The sequence below is a fragment of the Pseudomonas sp. PS01270 genome (assembly GCF_029959775.1).
In the GTDB taxonomy this organism is placed as follows: Bacteria; Pseudomonadota; Gammaproteobacteria; order Pseudomonadales; family Pseudomonadaceae; genus Aquipseudomonas; species Aquipseudomonas atacamensis.
Genome location: NZ_JASCPT010000047.1, coordinates 21,487 through 39,127, shown reverse-complemented (window position 1 = coordinate 39,127; position 17,641 = coordinate 21,487). Strand labels below are relative to the sequence as shown.

The 17,641-nt window shown below is 57.1% G+C and carries 20 protein-coding genes; 12 read left to right on the top strand and 8 right to left on the bottom strand.

The genetic code is table 11. The annotated features are described in order from the left end of the window. Window positions 1-16: 16 nt before the first annotated feature. From QMX86_RS15045 to QMX86_RS14995, 10 genes are all read left to right on the top strand, one after another. Entirely contained in the window at window positions 17-1,183 is a 1,167-nt protein-coding gene (locus tag QMX86_RS15045) for a phage tail sheath family protein (protein ID WP_282390397.1), read from the top strand. A gap of 13 nt (window positions 1,184-1,196) precedes the next feature. Further along, window positions 1,197-1,700, top strand: a complete 504-nt coding sequence (locus QMX86_RS15040) for a phage major tail tube protein (RefSeq protein WP_073473004.1) — start codon at window positions 1,197-1,199, stop codon at window positions 1,698-1,700. Window positions 1,701-1,713: 13 nt separating this feature from the next. Next, window positions 1,714-2,313: a phage tail assembly protein gene (locus QMX86_RS28355; RefSeq protein ID WP_073473002.1), complete on the top strand. Its 600-nt coding sequence runs from the start codon at window positions 1,714-1,716 to the stop codon at window positions 2,311-2,313. A gap of 150 nt (window positions 2,314-2,463) precedes the next feature. Further along, window positions 2,464-5,103, top strand: a complete 2,640-nt coding sequence (locus QMX86_RS15025; RefSeq protein ID WP_073473000.1) for a phage tail tape measure protein — start codon at window positions 2,464-2,466, stop codon at window positions 5,101-5,103. A gap of 9 nt (window positions 5,104-5,112) precedes the next feature. Next, window positions 5,113-5,958: a phage tail protein gene (locus tag QMX86_RS15020; protein ID WP_073472998.1), complete on the top strand. Its 846-nt coding sequence runs from the start codon at window positions 5,113-5,115 to the stop codon at window positions 5,956-5,958. Next, window positions 5,933-6,139, top strand: a complete 207-nt coding sequence (locus tag QMX86_RS15015) for a tail protein X (protein ID WP_073472996.1) — start codon at window positions 5,933-5,935, stop codon at window positions 6,137-6,139. The genes QMX86_RS15020 and QMX86_RS15015 overlap by 26 nt, the downstream gene beginning before the upstream one ends. 90 nt (window positions 6,140-6,229) lie before the next feature. Then, window positions 6,230-7,279: a contractile injection system protein, VgrG/Pvc8 family gene (locus tag QMX86_RS15010; protein WP_073472994.1), complete on the top strand. Its 1,050-nt coding sequence runs from the start codon at window positions 6,230-6,232 to the stop codon at window positions 7,277-7,279. A 49-nt stretch (window positions 7,280-7,328) separates the two neighbouring features. Beyond that, on the top strand, window positions 7,329-7,892 hold the full coding sequence (locus QMX86_RS15005; RefSeq protein WP_282382372.1) for a glycoside hydrolase family 19 protein: 564 nt from the start codon (window positions 7,329-7,331) through the stop codon (window positions 7,890-7,892). Next, entirely contained in the window at window positions 7,874-8,416 is a 543-nt protein-coding gene (locus QMX86_RS15000) for a lysis system i-spanin subunit Rz (RefSeq protein WP_073472990.1), read from the top strand. Before QMX86_RS15005 ends, QMX86_RS15000 begins: the two co-directional genes overlap by 19 nt. A 150-nt stretch (window positions 8,417-8,566) precedes the next feature. Beyond that, window positions 8,567-9,361 carry a DNA adenine methylase gene (locus tag QMX86_RS14995; protein ID WP_073472987.1) on the top strand — a complete coding sequence of 265 codons (795 nt, stop codon included), beginning with the start codon at window positions 8,567-8,569 and terminating at the stop codon, window positions 9,359-9,361. Between the two features lie 159 nt (window positions 9,362-9,520). On the opposite strand, the gene QMX86_RS14990 is transcribed toward QMX86_RS14995, so the two are convergent. Beyond that, entirely contained in the window at window positions 9,521-9,679 is a 159-nt protein-coding gene (locus tag QMX86_RS14990; RefSeq protein WP_178372430.1) for a hypothetical protein, read from the bottom strand. 163 nt (window positions 9,680-9,842) lie between these two features. Between QMX86_RS14990 and QMX86_RS14985 the strand changes: the two genes are divergently transcribed. Continuing rightward, window positions 9,843-10,088: a hypothetical protein gene (locus QMX86_RS14985; protein ID WP_083613239.1), complete on the top strand. Its 246-nt coding sequence runs from the start codon at window positions 9,843-9,845 to the stop codon at window positions 10,086-10,088. A 19-nt stretch (window positions 10,089-10,107) separates the two neighbouring features. On the opposite strand, the gene QMX86_RS14980 is transcribed toward QMX86_RS14985, so the two are convergent. The 7 genes from QMX86_RS14980 to QMX86_RS14950 form a co-directional block, all read right to left on the bottom strand. Next, window positions 10,108-10,362, bottom strand: a complete 255-nt coding sequence (locus tag QMX86_RS14980) for a DUF6555 family protein (RefSeq protein WP_073472985.1) — start codon at window positions 10,360-10,362, stop codon at window positions 10,108-10,110. A gap of 124 nt (window positions 10,363-10,486) precedes the next feature. After that, window positions 10,487-11,110 (bottom strand): chemotaxis protein CheB, encoded by a 624-nt coding sequence (locus QMX86_RS14975; RefSeq protein WP_143170098.1) that lies wholly within the window; start codon window positions 11,108-11,110, stop codon window positions 10,487-10,489. A 186-nt stretch (window positions 11,111-11,296) separates the two neighbouring features. Next, complete coding sequence (locus QMX86_RS14970; RefSeq protein WP_073472980.1) at window positions 11,297-11,545, bottom strand: hypothetical protein; 249 nt, start codon at window positions 11,543-11,545, stop codon at window positions 11,297-11,299. After that, the gene (locus tag QMX86_RS14965) at window positions 11,542-11,793 is read right to left on the bottom strand and encodes a hypothetical protein (protein WP_256674760.1); all 252 of its coding nucleotides are present in this window, start codon (window positions 11,791-11,793) and stop codon (window positions 11,542-11,544) included. Before QMX86_RS14965 ends, QMX86_RS14970 begins: the two co-directional genes overlap by 4 nt. Next, on the bottom strand, window positions 11,784-12,110 hold the full coding sequence (locus tag QMX86_RS14960; RefSeq protein WP_073472976.1) for a hypothetical protein: 327 nt from the start codon (window positions 12,108-12,110) through the stop codon (window positions 11,784-11,786). The genes QMX86_RS14965 and QMX86_RS14960 overlap by 10 nt, the downstream gene beginning before the upstream one ends. Before the next feature lie 602 nt (window positions 12,111-12,712). After that, on the bottom strand, window positions 12,713-12,931 hold the full coding sequence (locus QMX86_RS14955) for a hypothetical protein (protein WP_073472974.1): 219 nt from the start codon (window positions 12,929-12,931) through the stop codon (window positions 12,713-12,715). 505 nt (window positions 12,932-13,436) lie between these two features. After that, window positions 13,437-17,030, bottom strand: coding sequence for an SIR2 family protein (locus tag QMX86_RS14950; RefSeq protein WP_282382335.1), 3,594 nt, complete (start codon window positions 17,028-17,030; stop codon window positions 13,437-13,439). 189 nt (window positions 17,031-17,219) lie between these two features. Here QMX86_RS14950 and QMX86_RS14945 point away from each other — a divergent pair, with 189 nt between their 5' ends. Continuing rightward, complete coding sequence (locus tag QMX86_RS14945) at window positions 17,220-17,366, top strand: hypothetical protein (protein ID WP_256674758.1); 147 nt, start codon at window positions 17,220-17,222, stop codon at window positions 17,364-17,366. Window positions 17,367-17,641 lie beyond the last annotated feature (275 nt).

The window sequence follows — 17,641 nt, the reverse complement described above, 5'->3', positions numbered from 1 at the left end:
CTGGAGACTGTTCCTTATGTGTTTTTTTCACGGCGGCACGACCTCGTGGGTCGACACTGGTGCGCGCACCATCTCGTTGCCGTCGTCGTCGATTATCGGTCTGTGCGACACCTTCACGCCTGGTGTTCTCGGCGGCGGTACCGCCAAGGCGGGCGAGCTGAAGTTGATCACCACCGAGCGCGAAGCTATTGCCGCCTTCGGCGCTGACTCGGCGATCACCAAGGCTTGTAAGGCGATCTACGTCAAAGCCAAGGCGGTGATCGTCGCCATCGGCGTACCCAAGTTGGAAGACGCCGCGCTGCAAACCTCGGCGATCATCGGCGGCGAACTGGTCTCGGGTCAGCGTACCGGCCTTCAGGCGCTGCTAGACGGCAAAAGCCTGTTCAACGCCCAGCCGCGGTTGTTGATCGCGCCGGGCCACACGGCGACGCAGGCGGTGGCCACGGCGCTCGACAGCTTGGCGCAGAAGCTGCGCGCTATTGGCATCATCGATGGCCCGGGTACGACCGACGAGGCCGCCATGGCCTACGCCGATAACTTCGGCAGTCGCAACCTGTTCATGATCGACCCGGGCGTCAAGTACTGGGACACCATTACCAGCAAGACCGTCGATGCGCCTGGTTCGGCTTGGGCGGCGGGGTTGTTCGCCTGGACGGATGCTGAATACGGTTTCTGGGCCTCGCCGTCGAACAAAGAATTGACCGGCATCACCGGTACCGGCCGCGCGGTCGAGTACCTGGACGGCGACGAGACCTGCCGGGCCAACCTGCTCAACAACGCAAATATCACCACGATCATTCGCGACGACGGTTACCGCCTGTGGGGCAACCGCACGCTGTCGAGCGATCCGAAGTGGACGTTCGTTACCCGCGTTCGCACGCTGTTCATCCTCATGGACGCGGTGCAGGCCGGGCACAAGTGGGCGGTTGACCGCTCGATCACCAAGACCTACGTGACCGATGTCACCAACGGTCTGGATGCATTCATGCGCGACCTTAAAGCCCAGGGCGCAATCATCAACTTTGAAGTGTTCCCCGATACCGAGCTGAACACGGCCAGCCAGATCGCCCAGGGCAAGGTGTATTGGCGCATCCGTTTCACCGACGTGCCGCCGGCAGAAAACCCGAATTTCCTTTTCGAAGTCACCGATCAGTGGATGACCGAAGTGCTTGAAGCAGCCTAAGGGGGCTTAGCAAATGATTCCTCAGACTTTGTACAACACCAACCTGTTCGTCGACGGCGTGAACTTCTCCGGCGACGTACCCAGCCTGACGCTGCCCAAGCTGACCACCAAGACTGACGAATATCGTGGGGGCGGCATGGCCGGCCCCATCGAAATGGATCAGGGACTGGAAAAAATGGAGGCCTCGTTTGTCACCAAGGGCGTGCGCCGCGAGTCGCTGAAGTACTTTGGCCTGGCGGACGGCACGGCATTCAATGCCACATTCCGTGGTGCCTTCAAGGGCCAAAAGGGCGCGGTGACAGCAGTCGTTGCCACCTTGCGCGGTCGCCTCAAAGAGGTCGATCTGGGTGACTGGAAAGCGGGCGATGCTGCCGAGATCAAACACGCCGTAGCGGTCACTTACTACAAGCTCGAAATCGACGGGCGCCTGATGTACGAGATCGACATGGTGGCCGGCATTCAAGTGATCGATGGCAAAGACCAACTTCTCGAAGTGCGCCAGGCGCTCGGCCTGTAAGGAATAGATTCGTATGACTCAAGCAACCGCTAAAAACCTTCCGGCCTGGCTGTCGCTCAGTGCAGTCGGTGCCGTCGTAACGCTGACCCGCCCAAGCCAAGCCAATAGCATCGACGTCGAGACGTTAAACCTGCGCAATCCGACCGTGCGTGAAGTGCGCGCGGCTGATCGTGCTGCCAACGGCGACGACGAACAGCGCGAACTGATGCTGTTCGCAGGTCTCGCCGAAGTCGGACTGAAGGATCTGGAAGGCCTCAAGCTGACGGATTATCGCCGCGTACAAACGGCGTATTCGCACCTGGTACCGAAAACCGATTATTCGGACTCGATGCCGGCGTGGTTGTCGCTGACCACCGATCAGGTGCTGGTAACGCTGTCGTGTCCGAGTGAAATCAACGGCGTGACCGTCGACAAGCTGGCCTTGCGTTCGCCGACCGTGGGCGACGTGCGGGCGGCCAACCGTGAAGTAGGTGGCGATGACGAGCAGCGCGAGCTGGTGTTGTTTGCCGCGTTGTCCGGTGCGCCTGTCGCGGATTTGGAGGGGCTGAAGCTGGTGGATTTTAACCGCTTGCAGGCCGGCTATTTTCGCATGGACAACGACGACGGGCTTTAACCCCAGCGTGATCAAGTCGGCGGCGAAACGTTTGGCGGCGGAAACCGGATTTTCCGCCGCCGAGATCCAGTCGATGCCGTTCGCGGACATAGTGTGGTGGCTCACGGATTGAGCCGTCATCGATAGTGCAGGGCACATGAGGGCCATGACATGGCAAACAAACTCGCCCTCGGGCTGGTGATCGGCGGTGCCGTCAGTTCCACGGTCGGCACCGCGTTCAAGGACGTGACCGGGCGCATCAAGCGCCTCGAGGCAGAAGGCAACAAAGCGCGCGTGCTGCAGCGCACGATCGGCGACACCATCCGCCTGCGCGAAGAATGGAAAAAGGCCCACGACACCGGCGCTGCCGGCGCGTCCAAATTACTCAACCGTCTGAACTCGAACCTCGACAGCTTGAAAAAGCAGGGGATCGAGGTCGGCCGTCTGGAAAAAGCCTATCGCTCGATGGGGCAGACAGCCAACAAAGCCGAACTCAAAGCCAAGGGCCACCAGCAGATTGATTCTGGCGTAAAGGGCATGAAGGGCGCCGTCGGTGCTGCGGTGGTCGGTGTCGGTGCCATGGCGGTACCGGCCAAGGTCAGCGCTGATTTTGGCGCAATTGTCCGTGACATCGCGATCAAGGCCGGCATTGCCAACAAGCCGCAAGAGCAGGAGATGTCGCGCAAGATCATCGACACTTCACGCGACACCGGCATGGCGCGCAACGATGTGGCCGACGTGGTCAATCAGTTGGTCGGCGCCGGTATGGACCTGAGCAAGGCGCTGGAATACGCGCCTGTCGCGGCCAAGTTTGTCGTAGGGCAGGGATCCAGTGGCGTCGACACGGCGAAGATGATCAACGCTCTGGGGCAGAACGCCAAGATCACCGACCCCAAGCAGATGCAGCAGGCGCTGGAAGCGATCGCCTACCAAGGTCAGGCGGGCAGTTTTGAAGCGGCCGACATGGCCAAGTGGTTCCCGGAACTGCTGGCCAACATGGCCAGCAACGGCATCACCGGCTTGGATGCGGTGACGCAATTGGGTGCCATGCTGCAGGTCCAGATGAAACAGGCCGGCAGTTCGGACGAGGCGGCCAACAACCTGAAAAACTGGATGGGCAAAATCGGTTCGACCGATACGGTCAAGGCTTACGAAAAAGCCGGGATTGATTACAAGGGATCGATGCAGACCGGTTTGCAAAACGGTATGTCGACGCTCGAAACCAGTATGGCGCTGGCTCAGAAATACATTCATGCGACCGATCCGAAGCGTGCGGCGGCCATGGCCGAAGCCACGTCAAAAATCAGCAAGGAAGCTAATCCCGATAAGGCCAAGGCCATGATGGCCTCGCTGGAAGAATCCCTGCGCACCGGCGACCTGTTCGCTGACATGCAGGTCAAGGCGGCGCTATCGGCCTACATGCAGAACAAGGCGCTGTACAGCCAGCTCAAAAACGATTCGCGTGACGCGACCGGAATCCTCGACAAGAACCTCGCCGAGCGGCGCGAGTCGTCATCGCAGAAATGGGCGGAAATGGCCCAGTCGATGGATGACGCCATGCGTAGCATCGGTGATGCGCTGCGCCCGGTGACGGACACCGTGGCCGAGTCGTTGACCAAGGTGACTAAAGGCATTACGTCGCTGACTGATAGCGCGCCCGGGGTAGTTGCCGGTATCGCCACGGTCGGGGCTGGGCTGATCGCCTTAAAAGGCATCTTCAGCACGGTCAAGATCGGCAAGGGGCTGTTAAACCTTGCGCGTGGGTCGCGCGGTGGCCGGGGTGGGAGCGAAACCCGCAAAAAAAATTCCGGGGAGCTTGATCTGGTTGCGACTGGCCTGGATGTTGTTTCGCGGGTGAAGGAAGCGGCTACAGGCGGTGGCCTTGGTGCTGCAAATGATGCAGGTGACGACGGCGTCCAAAAGGTGTTCGTCGTCAATGCCGGCGCTATGGGTGGCGGTGTGGATGTGTCGGGCGAATCGCGCCGACGTGGACGTGGGTCAAGGCGCAGCGCTCGGCGCCGGTCGTTGCCGAGTTCGAGAGGTCCTCGCCCGTCTGTGCCTCGTCCACCTGTTCCGGTTTCACGTCCATCTGTTTCGATCCCATCGCCATCAGTCCCTTCCGTCCCAAGTGAGGCAATGTCCAAGCTCGGCGTCGTCGCAGGAGCCGTCGGTAAGGTCGGCAAGGCGGCCAAGGTCATTCCTGGCGGCACGCTGCTGGAGTCCGGCGCGATGGCTTTTGACACCTTTCAAAACGCCAAGACCAAGGACGAAAAAGCCGAAGGTTACGGTTCGGCCGCTGGCAACCTGGCCGGCACTATGGCCGGTGCAGCGGCAGGCGCCGCCATCGGTTCGGTTGTGCCGATCATCGGCACCGCGATCGGCGGCATGATCGGTGCTTACCTGGGCAGTCAGGGCGGTGCGGTGCTGGGCGGGTCGTTGGGTAAGTCGCTGTTCGGCGGTGAGGATGAAAAGCCCGAACAAACGGCAAAGGCGCCGGTGCCAGCCACGCCGCTCATGATGGCATCAGCGGCGCAGCAAGGCCCGGTGTTGGGGGATGTTGCGCGCTCGATGGCAGTGACGGCGCCGCTCAAGTCGGCGGCGATGGCCATCCAGCCCAAGGAGGCGGCGAAGCCGGAGCCGGCCAAGGTGGATCAGCGGTTTCAGTATTCACTGAGCATGCCGGTGACCGTGCAGGGCGATGTCAAAGATCCGCAAACCTTGGCGCAGGATCTGATGCCGCACATGCAGCGAATGATGGCGGATGCGGCGAAGAGTAACGCCGCCAAGCTGTACGACGAACCCCATGTCTAAGGAGGTTTCATGGCTTACATGGAGCAAATGCAATCGAGCCTGAAGTATTTGGTCGAGGCAGCGGAAACCGGGCGGCGCAGTGCTGACGGCATGCTGACCCCGGTCAACGGCGCGATCCGCGAACTGACCGGCGCCGCGTCCGAGCTGGAGAACATCCCGTTTGTAGGTCCGGCCATCGGCGCCAAACTTCAGCGAGTGATGCGCGGCGTCGACGCGGCTCAGGCCAAGGTCGGTCAGGTGGTAGCGGTGTACGGCCGCGCCACCCGCGCGGCGGCTGAAGTGCAGGATCGGCTGGGTACTTTGGAGGAACAGGCGAGCAAGGCGGCCACGGCGATCAACAATGTCGCCGGCAAGGTCAGTCCGTCGCTGGCCAACATCGTGCCTACCAGTTCCTTTGCCGGTGAGGCGACGCCGGCGCCGGAGGCGGTAAGGCCATTCCCGCATCTGATGATCATTCAGCCGCGCGATCCGAAGATTGAGCCGTATTACTTCAACCTGGACACGGCCGCTTTCGACGAGCTGAGCCGTTCGACCGAATTCCGCTGGGCTTCGCAGGAGCGGTTGACGCGCCGGCCGGCAAAGCAGGCTGTCGGTATGGGCGATGAAAAGTTGACGCTCAAGGGCACGATCTATCCGGGCTTCAAAGGCGGTTTGAAGCAGCTCGACACCCTGCGTTCCATCGGGGCCAGGCTGCAACCGCTGACCCTGACCACGGGCTATGGCGAGGTGATCGGGACGTGGTGCTTGAAAAACATCAACGAGGAACAGTCCGCACTGCTGCACGGCGGGATTGCTCGCAAACAGGGGTTCACTTTGGAGTTTGAGCGATATGGCGACGACATGCAGGACGTCTGACGGCGACATGCTCGATGTCATTTGCAACAACGTTTATGGACATCTGAATGGCAGCGTTGAGGCTGTGCTCGATGCCAATCAGGGGCTGGCCGACGAGCCTCAGCCGTTCCGGTCGGGCGTGATTATCGTCCTGCCGGATCTGCCGATGCCAACTGAAGAAGGCATCTCGCTTTGGAATTGATGAGCTATAGTCGATGTGTAGCCCTTGTTACACCTGCAGCTACACCCCCTTCAAAACCCGCTTCGGCGGGTTTTTTTATGGAAAAAATTTATGACTCCGATGTTTCGAATCGTCGCCGATGGGGCCGACGTCACGGCTAAGATCAATGATCGGCTGTTGCAGCTGCGTACCTCGGACAAGCCGGGCATGGAGTCCGACGAGTTTGAGTTGCGTATCGACGACCGTGATGGGCAAGTGCAATTGCCACGGCGTGGCAGCTCAATCGAGATTTATCTGGGGTATGCGGAAACGACCTTGGCGCGCATGGGCAGTTACACCGTTGACACGGTCGAGGTATCAGGCCCGCCGGATACCATCGTGATCAAGGGCAAGGCCAGCGACATGCGTGGCAGCGGCAAGACTATCCGCAGCGGAAGCTGGGAAGACGTGCCGCTGTCGAAGATCGTGGCTGACGTCGCCGCACGCAATGGCTGGCAGCCGGTGTGCCCGGTGTCGACCAAGATCGCCCGCGTCGACCAGCTCAACGAGTCCGATTTCAATTTCATCACCCGGCTGGCAAAACAATACGACTGCACGGCCAAGGTCGCCGACGGCAAGCTGTTGGTGATGCCACGCCAGGGTGGGCAGACAGCCAGCGGCAAGGCGTTCGGCGCCATTACCCTGACCCGACGCGACCTCAGCCGTTGGCAATTCAGTCTCGGCGATCGCAACTCGCACAAGGCGGTGGCCACCAAGCATCAGGACAAAAAGAACGGCATGCTCGCGGTGGTCACCATCGACAACGATGACGCACCGGATGGCCTGCCGGCAGTCCATACCGACCGCCATATCTACCCGAACAAAACGGCTGCAGAAGCGGCGGCCAAGGCCCGTCTTTCAGCGTTCAACCGCTCGACCGCTGATGTGCGGCTTGAGATGCCCGGCCGGACGGACATCTTCGCCGAGCGCCCCATCATCGCTCAGGGTTTCAAGGTCGGGCTTGATGGCGAATACCTGGCGGATTCGGTCGAGCAGGTTTTCACCCAGTCCGGCTGGTCCACCACGGTCGAATGCAACGCCGGCAAAGCCGGTAAATCCAAGGGCAAGAAAAAGAAAGGGCCGAAACCACCCCTCAAGGTTGTGAACATCGAGAAGCATTAGCCGCATCCCATCGCCGCCTGAGTGCGGTTTTTTTACGTCTGGAGTTTGTATGTCCATCACTGAGCAACAGTTGCAAAGCATCATGCCCAACGCCCGCCGCCAAGCGGGCGTTTTTGTATCCGCCCTCAACGCAGCCATGGCCCACCGGCAGATCAACACGCCGAAACGCCAAGCCGCGTTTCTGGCACAAGTCGGTCACGAGTCGGGTCAGCTGCAGTACGTCCGGGAACTGGGCAGCGATCAGTACCTGAGCAAATACGACACCGGCAACCTGGCTGCAAAACTGGGCAACACGCCGGCAGCGGATGGTGATGGCCAGCGCTATCGCGGTCGCGGCCTGATCCAGGTCACCGGCCACGACAACTACCTGCGCTGCAGCTTGGCGCTGTTCGGTGACGAGCGATTGCTGCGCACCCCTGAACTGCTGGAACTCCCGCAGTGGGCCGCCGAGTCGGCCGCATGGTTCTGGTCGGTGAATGGGCTGAACGCGCTGGCCGACCAAAATGAATTCAACACGATCACCCGCAGGATCAATGGCGGTCTCAACGGCCTGCAGGATCGGCTGGAGTTGTGGGGGCGGGCGAGGGCGGTGTTATGCGTCTCGGCGAACTGATCCCGGCGCCGTATCGGCTGCTGGCACAAGGTGTGCTGCTGGCTGTTTTAGCCGGTGCTTCCGCAGCCTTCGCCTGGCAATTACAGGATTGGCGCTACGGCAAACAGCTCGCAGAGCAGGCTCGGCAGCACACCGAAACCCTCAATCAACTGAACCAGGCCTCGGCCGCGCAGCAGCGTGCCGAACAGGACAAACGCCTTGCGCTCGAGCAGCGCCTGGCCACCAGCGAACAAACCCATTACCGAGCTTTGAGCGATGTCCAACGTGATCAAGGTCGCCTGCGCGACCGCCTTGCCACTGCTGATCTGCGCCTGTCAGTCCTACTCGACGCCACCACCGGCGCCGGCAACGGATCGGTGTCAGCCGCCCCCGCCACCAGCGGCGTGGTTCATGGCCCCACAAGAGCCGAACTTGACCCGGCGCATGCTCAACGAATTATCGGCGTCACCGACGACGGCGACCGGGGGCTGATTGCCCTAGCGGCCTGTCAGGCATACGCCAAAGAAGTCTCAACGCCGAAGTGAAAAAGAGCGACCGGTCCGGATGCGTCAACATCCGGGCCGGCCGCCGTCCCTGCAGATCGTCCCTGCAAGTCCAGCCAAGGCTCTTGCTCCGTGCACAAAGCGCGGCGAGCCTAGCACCTGTTTATCCATACAGTAAAGGTCTTGCTTTTTATGTCTACACCCATCATCCCTTGGATGGGCGGCAAACGCCGCCTGGCCGACCGTCTCATTCCGCTTTTTCCGCCACACGAATGCTACGTCGAAGTCTTTGCCGGCGGTGCCGCACTCTACTTCATGAAGCCCCAGCCATCGCCGGTCGAAGTCCTCAACGACATCAACGGCGACCTGGTCACGCTTTACCGCGTCGTACAGAACCACCTCGAAGAATTTGTGCGCCAGTTCAAATGGGCGCTCAGTTCGCGACAGGTGTTCGAATGGCAGAAAATGACCCGTCCCGAAACCCTCACCGACATCCAGCGCGCCGCCCGATTCTTTTACCTGCAGCACCACGCCTTCGCCGGAAAGGTCTCGGGTCAAACGTTCGGCACTGCGACCACTGCCCCGGCCATCAACCTGTTGCGCATCGAGGAAAACCTCTCGGCTGCGTGGCAGCGCTTGTCCGGCACCTACGTCGAAAACCTCCCCTGGCTTGAATGCGCAGAACGCTATGACCGTGCTCACACCTTCCATTACATGGATCCGCCTTACTGGCAGACCGCGGGTTATGGGGTGGACTTTCCGTTCGAGAACTACGAGCGGATGGCCGACTTCATGCGCCGCTGCAAAGGCAAGGTGATGGTCAGCATCAATGACCATCCGGACATCCGCCGTGTGTTCAAAGGCTTCCACTTCGAGACACTGGACATCCGCTACACCACATCCAACCAGCGGCAAGGCAAAGCCGAGGTGAGCGGTGAGCTGGTGATCATGAACTGGGCGCCAGAATCGTTGGGCGGCTTGTTTTGATGAATCTCGGGCTTACTTACTCCGTCCGGAGCGGGGTGGCGCACTCCGCTCCGATAGCGAAGCGCCACGATAGTGCTGCTGGCTCAATTGCGTTAAAACTCGAAGGCATTGATCAGTGGCAAAGGGTTCGACAGATGTCCCATGGCTTAGACGTTCCGATCACGCATGAATATCGCGGCCATAAGCTGGTCGTAAAATTTGATTGGAATAGGCCAAACGATCCATCGCCGACAGCGGCGCATGTGCTGGCAGAGAGCGGGGTGCACGGGTTCGCTGATACTGTTGCGGAACTGCCAGGCCCATGGCCGGATTATCCATGTGCGCTCGCTGACGCGATGGCAGCTGCCGAACGCTGGATTGACAGTCAGTTACCCTAGCAACCGGTTGTCGGTCCGAGCGGTCGTATTCTTTGGATAGTGTCATAATGATGTCATGTGGGAGCAGAGATGTGCGCTTCCCTCCATCCATACAGTGTGACTCCATGCTCTCGACCGATGATTTTCGATTCAATGCCCATCACTTGTTGCTCGACCTTGATGCAACCACCAATCACCTCATGATGCTGGTCGTATCACATGAAGTCAGTGGCAGTCGATGGGAAGAAGCGTTGGTTCGACAGCAGCGAGCCTATGCCGCGTGGGTCTCCATCCTTCCAGGCATTCAGATCGACCCGATGCCTGTGCTCGACGGCCGAGCGGTTGACGGGATCACCACCGTAGCTGAGTGACAAACTCAACTTCGATCATTTACGCATGATCCTCCTCCCAGACGACTGTGACGGACGCCCGCCATTTCACGTCGGTCACGCCGAAACGCTCCGCCATCGGTTTAGAAAAACGCTTCAGTGGTGGACGCCCCGGCTTGGGTATCGGAGCAAGGCCCGCATCACAGCTCGCCCACTGCCAGGCTTCCGCGTTGTTCATCAGCTTCGTTCTGATGACGAAGCTTTTTGGCTCACCGTGGAGTTGATAATCGATGACGTACAAATCAGCTGGCTTCACGAGACCTCCTATTGCTCATGAATAAGTGATTTTGCGCGCTGAAGAAAATTCAGAGAAATTGTCCGACGATCATTAACGCCATCGGTAGGTCAGTTGTGTTCGCGGTGAGCAAGATAGCGACCAGTCAGCGGTCGACAGACGAAGTTCTATCACCCGCGGCCGTTCGCTCCAGTTCGAGAGGCGTGACGCAATGGATCAGTGCTTCCCGTAGCGCATCGGTGCGAACCAAGCTGTTCGGATGATCTTTCTCAATTGCCCTGATCGGCATGCTGGACACCAGCGCATCGCCGGGGTCTTGCACCAGGCTGACCCCACCGGCCGCCCGCACAGCGGCCGCCCCGGCGGCGCCGTCTCCGTCATTACCGGAAAGGATCATGCTGATGACTCTTCTTCCAAACACCGCCGCGGCAGTGCCAAACAAGCGATCCACGGCAGGCTTGGAGGAATGCAGTTTCGGTCCATCGCTGAGATGCATAAGCCCCGGTTCAACCACTTCAAGATGTCGTCCTGGCGGGGCCACGTAGACACGACCCGATTCGACGCGGACGCCTTCGTCTGCATAGGCAACGGGCAAGGTTGACCAAGAATCGAATATCGATGCAAGCAGTCTGGGGCTCGAGGAGCCTGTGTGCACAACGATCAATACGGCGGCAGGGAAGTCTGCAGGCAATCCTGAAAGAATTTGACGAAGAGGGCCGAAGCTGCCCTCCGATCCACCGATCACTACGATATCTCTCACGGTATCCATGTCACTCGTACGCTCTGTCTTTATAAGTGGATCAAAAGCGTCGGCCAAATGTTCCAGACTGCGGCGAGAATTTGCGGATGAAAGAATTGCAAGACAGCAGGGTGACGATGCCTCAGATCATAGGGGAGTGATTCTCGGTGTCCGCTTTGGCGCCACCGATGGGCCGATTACACAGCCAAAAACCGCTCATAACTCCACGGTGAAACCCTTGAGACCGATGCTGTCGGCGAAACGGCCCACCGCCGCCAGGCTGGCCCAGGTGCGCAGCCGCTCACGCCGCGAGCGCACCGGCACCCAGCGTGCGCCGCTGCCGCCCAGGCGGATCGACAGCCCCCAGTCGGAGCCGCCATCGATCCTGGTCACAAGGCATTCGCGCACCGCATGTTGTTCAACCAAGGCGCGCAGCACCTCTTCATGAATGCCGTCACCGATCATTCGTTCAGTTCCTGTTGACGCGCTTGTGAGGCGTGATCAAACGCCACGTAGAGGCTTTCGATCACCCCAGGGTTAAGTGCCTTCACGGTTTCGATGCCCAAGGTGAAACCCTCGGCACGGTCGGCCGCGTGCAGTGTGTCAGCCACGGTGCTGGCGTTGGCGATGGCCGTGAGCAGTTTCAGTGCCTGCGCATGAACCGAGCGTGGCAGGTTGAGTGCGGCCAGCACCTCATGCTTGATCATTGCCATTGCCATCCCTTCGAAGCGCCCGGTGGCTCAAATGCCAAGTCGTACTGCTCGACATTGATCAGCAGCCAGCCGCCGGTAGGTTCGTTGCTGCCGTCGACGATTGGCCCTTGCACCATCATCCCGTGCGGCAGCATGACCCGCACTGTGTTGGCCCGCGCGGGGCCTTGCAGATAATGTTGCAGTTCAACGCGCACGCGGCCCGGGCCAGCGTTGAGCAGGCGCACCGCACACTCAAGGGTGGTCAGCTCGGCGGGTTCCAGGCCGAGATAGCGGGCCATCACGGTGACGGTGGCCGAACCTTCGTAGACGTACGGCATAAGCATCCTTTCCTGGAGGAGGGTGATGGTAACAAACCAGACGGTGGGACTATGGTAGTCCAGCCTAGGGAGAAGTGGTTTTCATTGCCCCACGAAAAGGTCCCCGAACCTGGCAAGAGTGCGGGGGCCTGTTGAACATAAACGGCGTTCTATTCATCGGATGACAAAAGCCGCTATTGGCAGTACGCGGCGTCCGCACATCTGCCATATACAAACCGATAGACGGTGGTTCCGGACGGCACTCCTCATTGAACTTGCTTTTTTCCGGCGCAATCCATTGGTCATCGAGGAGCGCCTTTATGAAATGTATGTGCTGGATTTGTTGGGAAAACGCGGAGCGTCGATCTCTGGTAGGCGACTGGGTGAATATTGAATGTGATGCCTGTGGCCGCTATTTCATTAGCCGCGAGTTCATGCGCGAGAACAAAGGCAAGACGCTTGATGTAGAAGCTATGAGATACCTGATCTCCTACGCTATGTCTGCTGGAGTATCACCAACCATTGGCAACGGAACAGCTCGTTTCGTAAAGTCAAATAAGTGCTTAGTGTAATCCGATGGCTCCGGACGCGCGTCAACTCGCTATGCCAACCATCGCGAGTGCCTAATCCTGCCGTAATCGAGTGATCGCGTCCGTAATCGCCGCCGCATTCCTGTCCAGCGTCTCTAAGGCGACTACAGCATTATCGGCAACAACATCTGCGCCAGCCCCCGAGATCCAATGAGTGATCTCTTCTATCGCCGCACCCAGCGCATGCTGGTTGTGCAGCAGTAAAGTCAGCGCGTCGGCGGTGGTTACATTTGAATCTGAGTTATTTGGCATTTGGATCGTCCTTGAGCGAAAGCTACCAAAGGGTTAGTTCAGGCGTGCCAGACCAGATTAGCTCAGGCATCTCAGTTTCGATGACTTTTTCCCACCAGAATGGCGCATCTGTCCCATATGGCCATTTTTCGGACGTCAAAAACCACAAACCACCGATTTTCTCCAGGAAAATCAGGGGCTTGCGTTTACTGAATGTGGCGGTGAAGGAGAGATTCGAACTCACAACACTATGAGCCTAAACCAACCCCTTCTAACAATCTCAAATGCCTTACGCCAATGGCCGCTTTCGGCCAAAAGCGGACACTCACTCTCGAAAATCTCTGTAATCTTCCAGCATGGAAAAAGCAGTCCTCTTACAACTGGCCGGCTAATCCGGCACAATTGTACTCAGCAGACTATTTAACGCGCCAGAGCCCTCTTTAAGGCGGGCCTTCATACTTGGTGATATTAAAAGGCCCGTGCATAAATTAACCGTTAGTTAATGACTAACTTGTCTCTGAGAATATTATTCCTCCTCAAATAGCCTCACTTCAGGTAACGGATCGTTTTTTGCGCTCGCTAAGAGAGACTCCAGATCTGGATGCCCGCTGGCGCTATGCTTTACGATCGCCTCCGCCAATTTTGCGCAACCGGACCTTATTGCCGAAATGAATACTGCCTCTTTCGCCACAGAGTATTCAGCGACGTAGGACGTGCTCTGGAAAAGATCAGGAAGGCACTCTGCTACTGTCGTAACGTCTTCGTCAGTGAGCCAGGACCGGTTTAGTAGATCACGAACCACAACTAACAAGGGTGCGATCACCGTCAGCCGACCAGACTCAATGAGGGAAATCAGTCGGGGGATCAATTTATCAGCTATCTCATCGATCCCCAGTTCTTTGGCCTTGATCACCGCACGAGCAGCGAATCCAACCTTGCTCACGTCCTTATCTCGAAGGCCCTGCTTAATTGCTCTGGCCAGCTCATGCCTTAATTCTGGAAGATGCTTTGCGAGGTAGCAAAACGCCAGCGGTGTTGCCGGGAAACTTTCCTGTGACGCGAATTCTTTGAATCGAAGGGCCAAGTCTTGAGTCACCTGCTCTTTTCCCAGCCAAGGTAATACGCTCTTGGCGAGAACCTCCGCAACCAGTGGGCCTGGCTCATTTGGATCGGAAAACATCTTAAATAGGGCTGAACCGTCATCACCTGGCTGCCTCCAGACAATCAATTCATTAAAGCACGTGAGCGCCTGATCTGGAGTGGGGGCCAATCTATTGTCACTCGCATGAGCTTGCGACGCCCATAGTAATTTACGGAGGTCTTTGACTTCCAACGACATGGGGGTCCGATACAAAAAATCCCTTATAAGCCGATCCGTTTTTACTCGATCAGGTGATGGAAGAAAGCTGAATACGTGAGGGAAGAAACTAGCGATGGGTAACGAATCAAGTGGGGCATCGGCACCATAAATCGCTTTAGCCAGATAGGAATTCTCCTCCTCGGTGGTGTAGCCCTTCAAGACCAGCGGCAGGAGGCGGGCAATGGTTGGGGTACTTATATTCGGGATTGAACTAGATTGGTTAAGTTGCTCCAACATTTCTGCCGGAATTCCCTCTATAGGACGGCTTATCAATGGGGGGGGCGCTAATGAATGCTTCGCGATGGAATCAATCATCTCGAGGATTCTTAGCTTTATTCTTGGATTGTCCTTTCGCGAGCCAGGATTGTTCGCAATCAGTTCAGGCCACTCAGGATTGTTTCTCTCACATGCCAGAGGAAACATCAGAATCTCCTCCAGCAATTCGTTCTGTTGGCTGGCGGGAATACTGTGCAAAGAATAATTTAGCAAATGCCCATAAGACCTAGACACCCAAACATGATTTACAACTTTGTTTTCGTCCAGGCCAATTGCAAAGCGGAAAGCCTCTTTGGCTTCGTCTGCTGTGGATCTTACGATCAATCTAGCATAGGCCTCAAGCATGACTCTAAGCTTTGAAAGAGCGAAAGCTGAACTAACATTTTTTGAATAGTATCTATTCAGGAAATGTTTAATTGCATCCCGACACAGCCGTTTCATGTCATCAACCGCTTCCGCTGGTGCGGCCGCGACATTGACACGGGAAAGCATGCGATTCAGATTAGGTGACGTATCAAGACTAGCAAAGCGCAGCGAGTGCTTCATGCGGTCATGCTGTGTCAGCTCATCTAGGAAAGCGATGTTTTCGAATTGGGTCGAGAAAAGGTTAGCCCCTTCGTACGTGGGCAAAACCCCTGTCGAACGCATCAGTCCGTCAGCGATCAAGAGAACATGAACTTCATTGCTCAAATGTACTGTTTTGGAGTTATCCTTGTATTGGCCCACTTGAAATGACGGTTCGACTGAAGCTTTTTTATCATTTTTATCCAGCCTCTCTCTAACCTTCTCCTTGAGGTGTTCAATCTCGTCCCACGGATCACACTTCCATCTGGATAAGATGCTTTTGGGTAGGGAATTTGATTTGGCGGGACGGTCGCTGTCTACAGCCCTCGCCAACAGGTCTGCCCATGCAAGTCTCGATAGGATTTGTACCGAGTTTGGGTTTTTTCGATGCTGCTCGATGAGTTGAGCGTGGCCATCTAGGACTAACTTGACCGCTTGCTCAGTCTGACCTAGCTCAGCGAGGACACCTGACTTTTTAAGTTTCCATTCCGCTGAGTGCTCTGGAAGTTGAGAGGCGCTGGTTTCCATCTCTGAGAAATTCAGATCCAGCCTGGCGCGATTTACTTTGAAGTATGCAACCTCTGCGACGACATCCGGCCAGAACTGGGTACGTTCTTCAATACGCGCAATAATTTCATCTTCGAATCGCCTTTGTTCTTTGCGTTCACCGATAGACCAGCGAGCGGTATTAAGCAGCACCAAGGCGACCTCTAGCTGTTGCCTTATCGTCAGTGTCGCGGGTTCATAGATGATCTTGAGGAGGGACTCCAACAGCCAACCCGGTAGTGCGTCAAAAGTAATGCTGTAACGCCAGGAGACTTCGTAGAGAATTTTCTCCCGCAGTTCGATCGTGCAGGCGTCTAAAACACTGGGGGTTATGCTCCTGACTCCATACTGAAACTGAAGATATAAACGTAACCCATACGGACAGACCAACCAGTGCGGGTAACTTTTTCGGTCGGACTCCATCATCGATGCAGCCTCTGCGAGAGGAAGACCTTCAATTGATTGTGGTCTCCACTCTGAGGGGTGCGCCGGCTTGAGCTTATTCAGCGTTTCGATAAACAGTTCTGTGGCTTGAAGGTGTCGCAGTCCAGGGTCGTCCAGATGTTTGACGGCATCCCATAGGTCGATGGGCGCGACGTTAATGGATTCGAGATATTTTCTCTTCGCAGCTGAAAGGTTCAGAGCGCCCACCAAGTACACTCGGCGCGATTGGCTCTGCAAATGATCACGAACCCACCCGGTCCACTGCAAGAAATTAGGATCCTCACCTGAGAAGCCCAGCAGGCATAGCTCGTTCTCGATAAACACTTGGCGAGAAAAATTCACAAACGCGGCGTGGGTTTCGGGGTAGCGCCGGTAGTCTTCCTGAGTGAATATCAGTTCCTCGGTGACGTTGACCGTGCCGTGAAGCTTGGTAATTCGGGGTGGGGCGACGGCGGCCAAGTCGGTTTGCTTTGTCACAGTGCTGTAAATTGGGTCATGAACACGTTCACTGGCACGCTCAAGAAGGGTATCCCAATTTGTCGTCAAAACATCAGACCAAGGAAGCTGCAACAGTTTGGTGTGCAAGTCACCCGGCGACCAAGCTGAGTCATCGATCTCTGCTCTGATGAGATCATTGAGTGTCTGCTGTCCGAATTGCGCCTTGTATAACTCCGCCAAGCGTAGGGGGTCGAGATACGCTAAATTCGGATCCCCGGGGTCCAGTTCAGTTGCCAGCTTTCTTGAGAAATCCATCCAGAGCGGCATTAGGCGTGTGCTGTCGCCACTTTGTGCAGCGCACCTGCTAAAACCTGCCCCGACCATTACCGCGGCCCCTCGATACGAGGAATCCTGACGCCACAGTACACCTGCCAACTTCTTCAGCGCAGGATAATCCTGGAGCGCTTTTACTTTTTGTTCAGAAAATTCCATAAATGAGAGTCCATCCAAGGTAAACATCCAATGCGATATCGTAATGCCATCGTACTCGACCCTCAGGTGGTTCTCTAGAGGTTGCCAACGTAGCGCACACCCTGGATCTTTGCGATTTTCTGGATTGCTCTGGGCGTCTGGACAGTTTTCATCCATGTGACGAACCTAGGGTCATGAAGGAGCGGGGCCATGCCCAAGATTGTCAGCACGAAGGACTTGCATATCGATCTCGCAGACGCGAACGAAGCGGGTTTGTTCAAGTGCTTCGTGGCGTGTTTCCTAATGGGAAAGCGCATTCAGGCCGATACCGCAGTTCAGAACGTATCGGGTGAATGAGAAAAAAGGGCCCACTAAGGGCCGTTTTTTAATCACGTTGCCTTGGCGTTCCACAATTATGGTGGAGTGACTCCAATAGTAGGATGTTGGAGCACTCCTCATTATTGAACTGAGCTGCCTCAAAAATACAACCGTCCGCTTTTGGCCGAAAGCCGTCATACCTGTTTAGGGCAAAATTAGGGCATATGGGAGGCCGCTTAGGTCCGCCCCACGCCTGCGGTGAAGAAAGAAAGCGCCGTTTTTGGTGGGCTGCAGCGGCCTATAGAGAGTCCAGA

Coding starts and splice junctions, on each gene's coding strand:
- QMX86_RS15045 (WP_282390397.1), top strand. CDS start 17: ATGTGTTTTTTTCACGGCGGCACGACCTCGTGGGTCGACACTGGTGCG.
- QMX86_RS15040 (WP_073473004.1), top strand. CDS start 1,197: ATGATTCCTCAGACTTTGTACAACACCAACCTGTTCGTCGACGGCGTG.
- QMX86_RS28355 (WP_073473002.1), top strand. CDS start 1,714: ATGACTCAAGCAACCGCTAAAAACCTTCCGGCCTGGCTGTCGCTCAGT.
- QMX86_RS15025 (WP_073473000.1), top strand. CDS start 2,464: ATGGCAAACAAACTCGCCCTCGGGCTGGTGATCGGCGGTGCCGTCAGT.
- QMX86_RS15020 (WP_073472998.1), top strand. CDS start 5,113: ATGGCTTACATGGAGCAAATGCAATCGAGCCTGAAGTATTTGGTCGAG.
- QMX86_RS15015 (WP_073472996.1), top strand. CDS start 5,933: ATGGCGACGACATGCAGGACGTCTGACGGCGACATGCTCGATGTCATT.
- QMX86_RS15010 (WP_073472994.1), top strand. CDS start 6,230: ATGACTCCGATGTTTCGAATCGTCGCCGATGGGGCCGACGTCACGGCT.
- QMX86_RS15005 (WP_282382372.1), top strand. CDS start 7,329: ATGTCCATCACTGAGCAACAGTTGCAAAGCATCATGCCCAACGCCCGC.
- QMX86_RS15000 (WP_073472990.1), top strand. CDS start 7,874: ATGCGTCTCGGCGAACTGATCCCGGCGCCGTATCGGCTGCTGGCACAA.
- QMX86_RS14995 (WP_073472987.1), top strand. CDS start 8,567: ATGTCTACACCCATCATCCCTTGGATGGGCGGCAAACGCCGCCTGGCC.
- QMX86_RS14990 (WP_178372430.1), bottom strand. CDS start 9,679: ATGGATAATCCGGCCATGGGCCTGGCAGTTCCGCAACAGTATCAGCGA.
- QMX86_RS14985 (WP_083613239.1), top strand. CDS start 9,843: ATGCTCTCGACCGATGATTTTCGATTCAATGCCCATCACTTGTTGCTC.
- QMX86_RS14975 (WP_143170098.1), bottom strand. CDS start 11,110: ATGGATACCGTGAGAGATATCGTAGTGATCGGTGGATCGGAGGGCAGC.
- QMX86_RS14970 (WP_073472980.1), bottom strand. CDS start 11,545: ATGATCGGTGACGGCATTCATGAAGAGGTGCTGCGCGCCTTGGTTGAA.
- QMX86_RS14965 (WP_256674760.1), bottom strand. CDS start 11,793: ATGGCAATGATCAAGCATGAGGTGCTGGCCGCACTCAACCTGCCACGC.
- QMX86_RS14960 (WP_073472976.1), bottom strand. CDS start 12,110: ATGCCGTACGTCTACGAAGGTTCGGCCACCGTCACCGTGATGGCCCGC.
- QMX86_RS14955 (WP_073472974.1), bottom strand. CDS start 12,931: ATGCCAAATAACTCAGATTCAAATGTAACCACCGCCGACGCGCTGACT.
- QMX86_RS14950 (WP_282382335.1), bottom strand. CDS start 17,030: ATGGAATTTTCTGAACAAAAAGTAAAAGCGCTCCAGGATTATCCTGCG.
- QMX86_RS14945 (WP_256674758.1), top strand. CDS start 17,220: ATGCCCAAGATTGTCAGCACGAAGGACTTGCATATCGATCTCGCAGAC.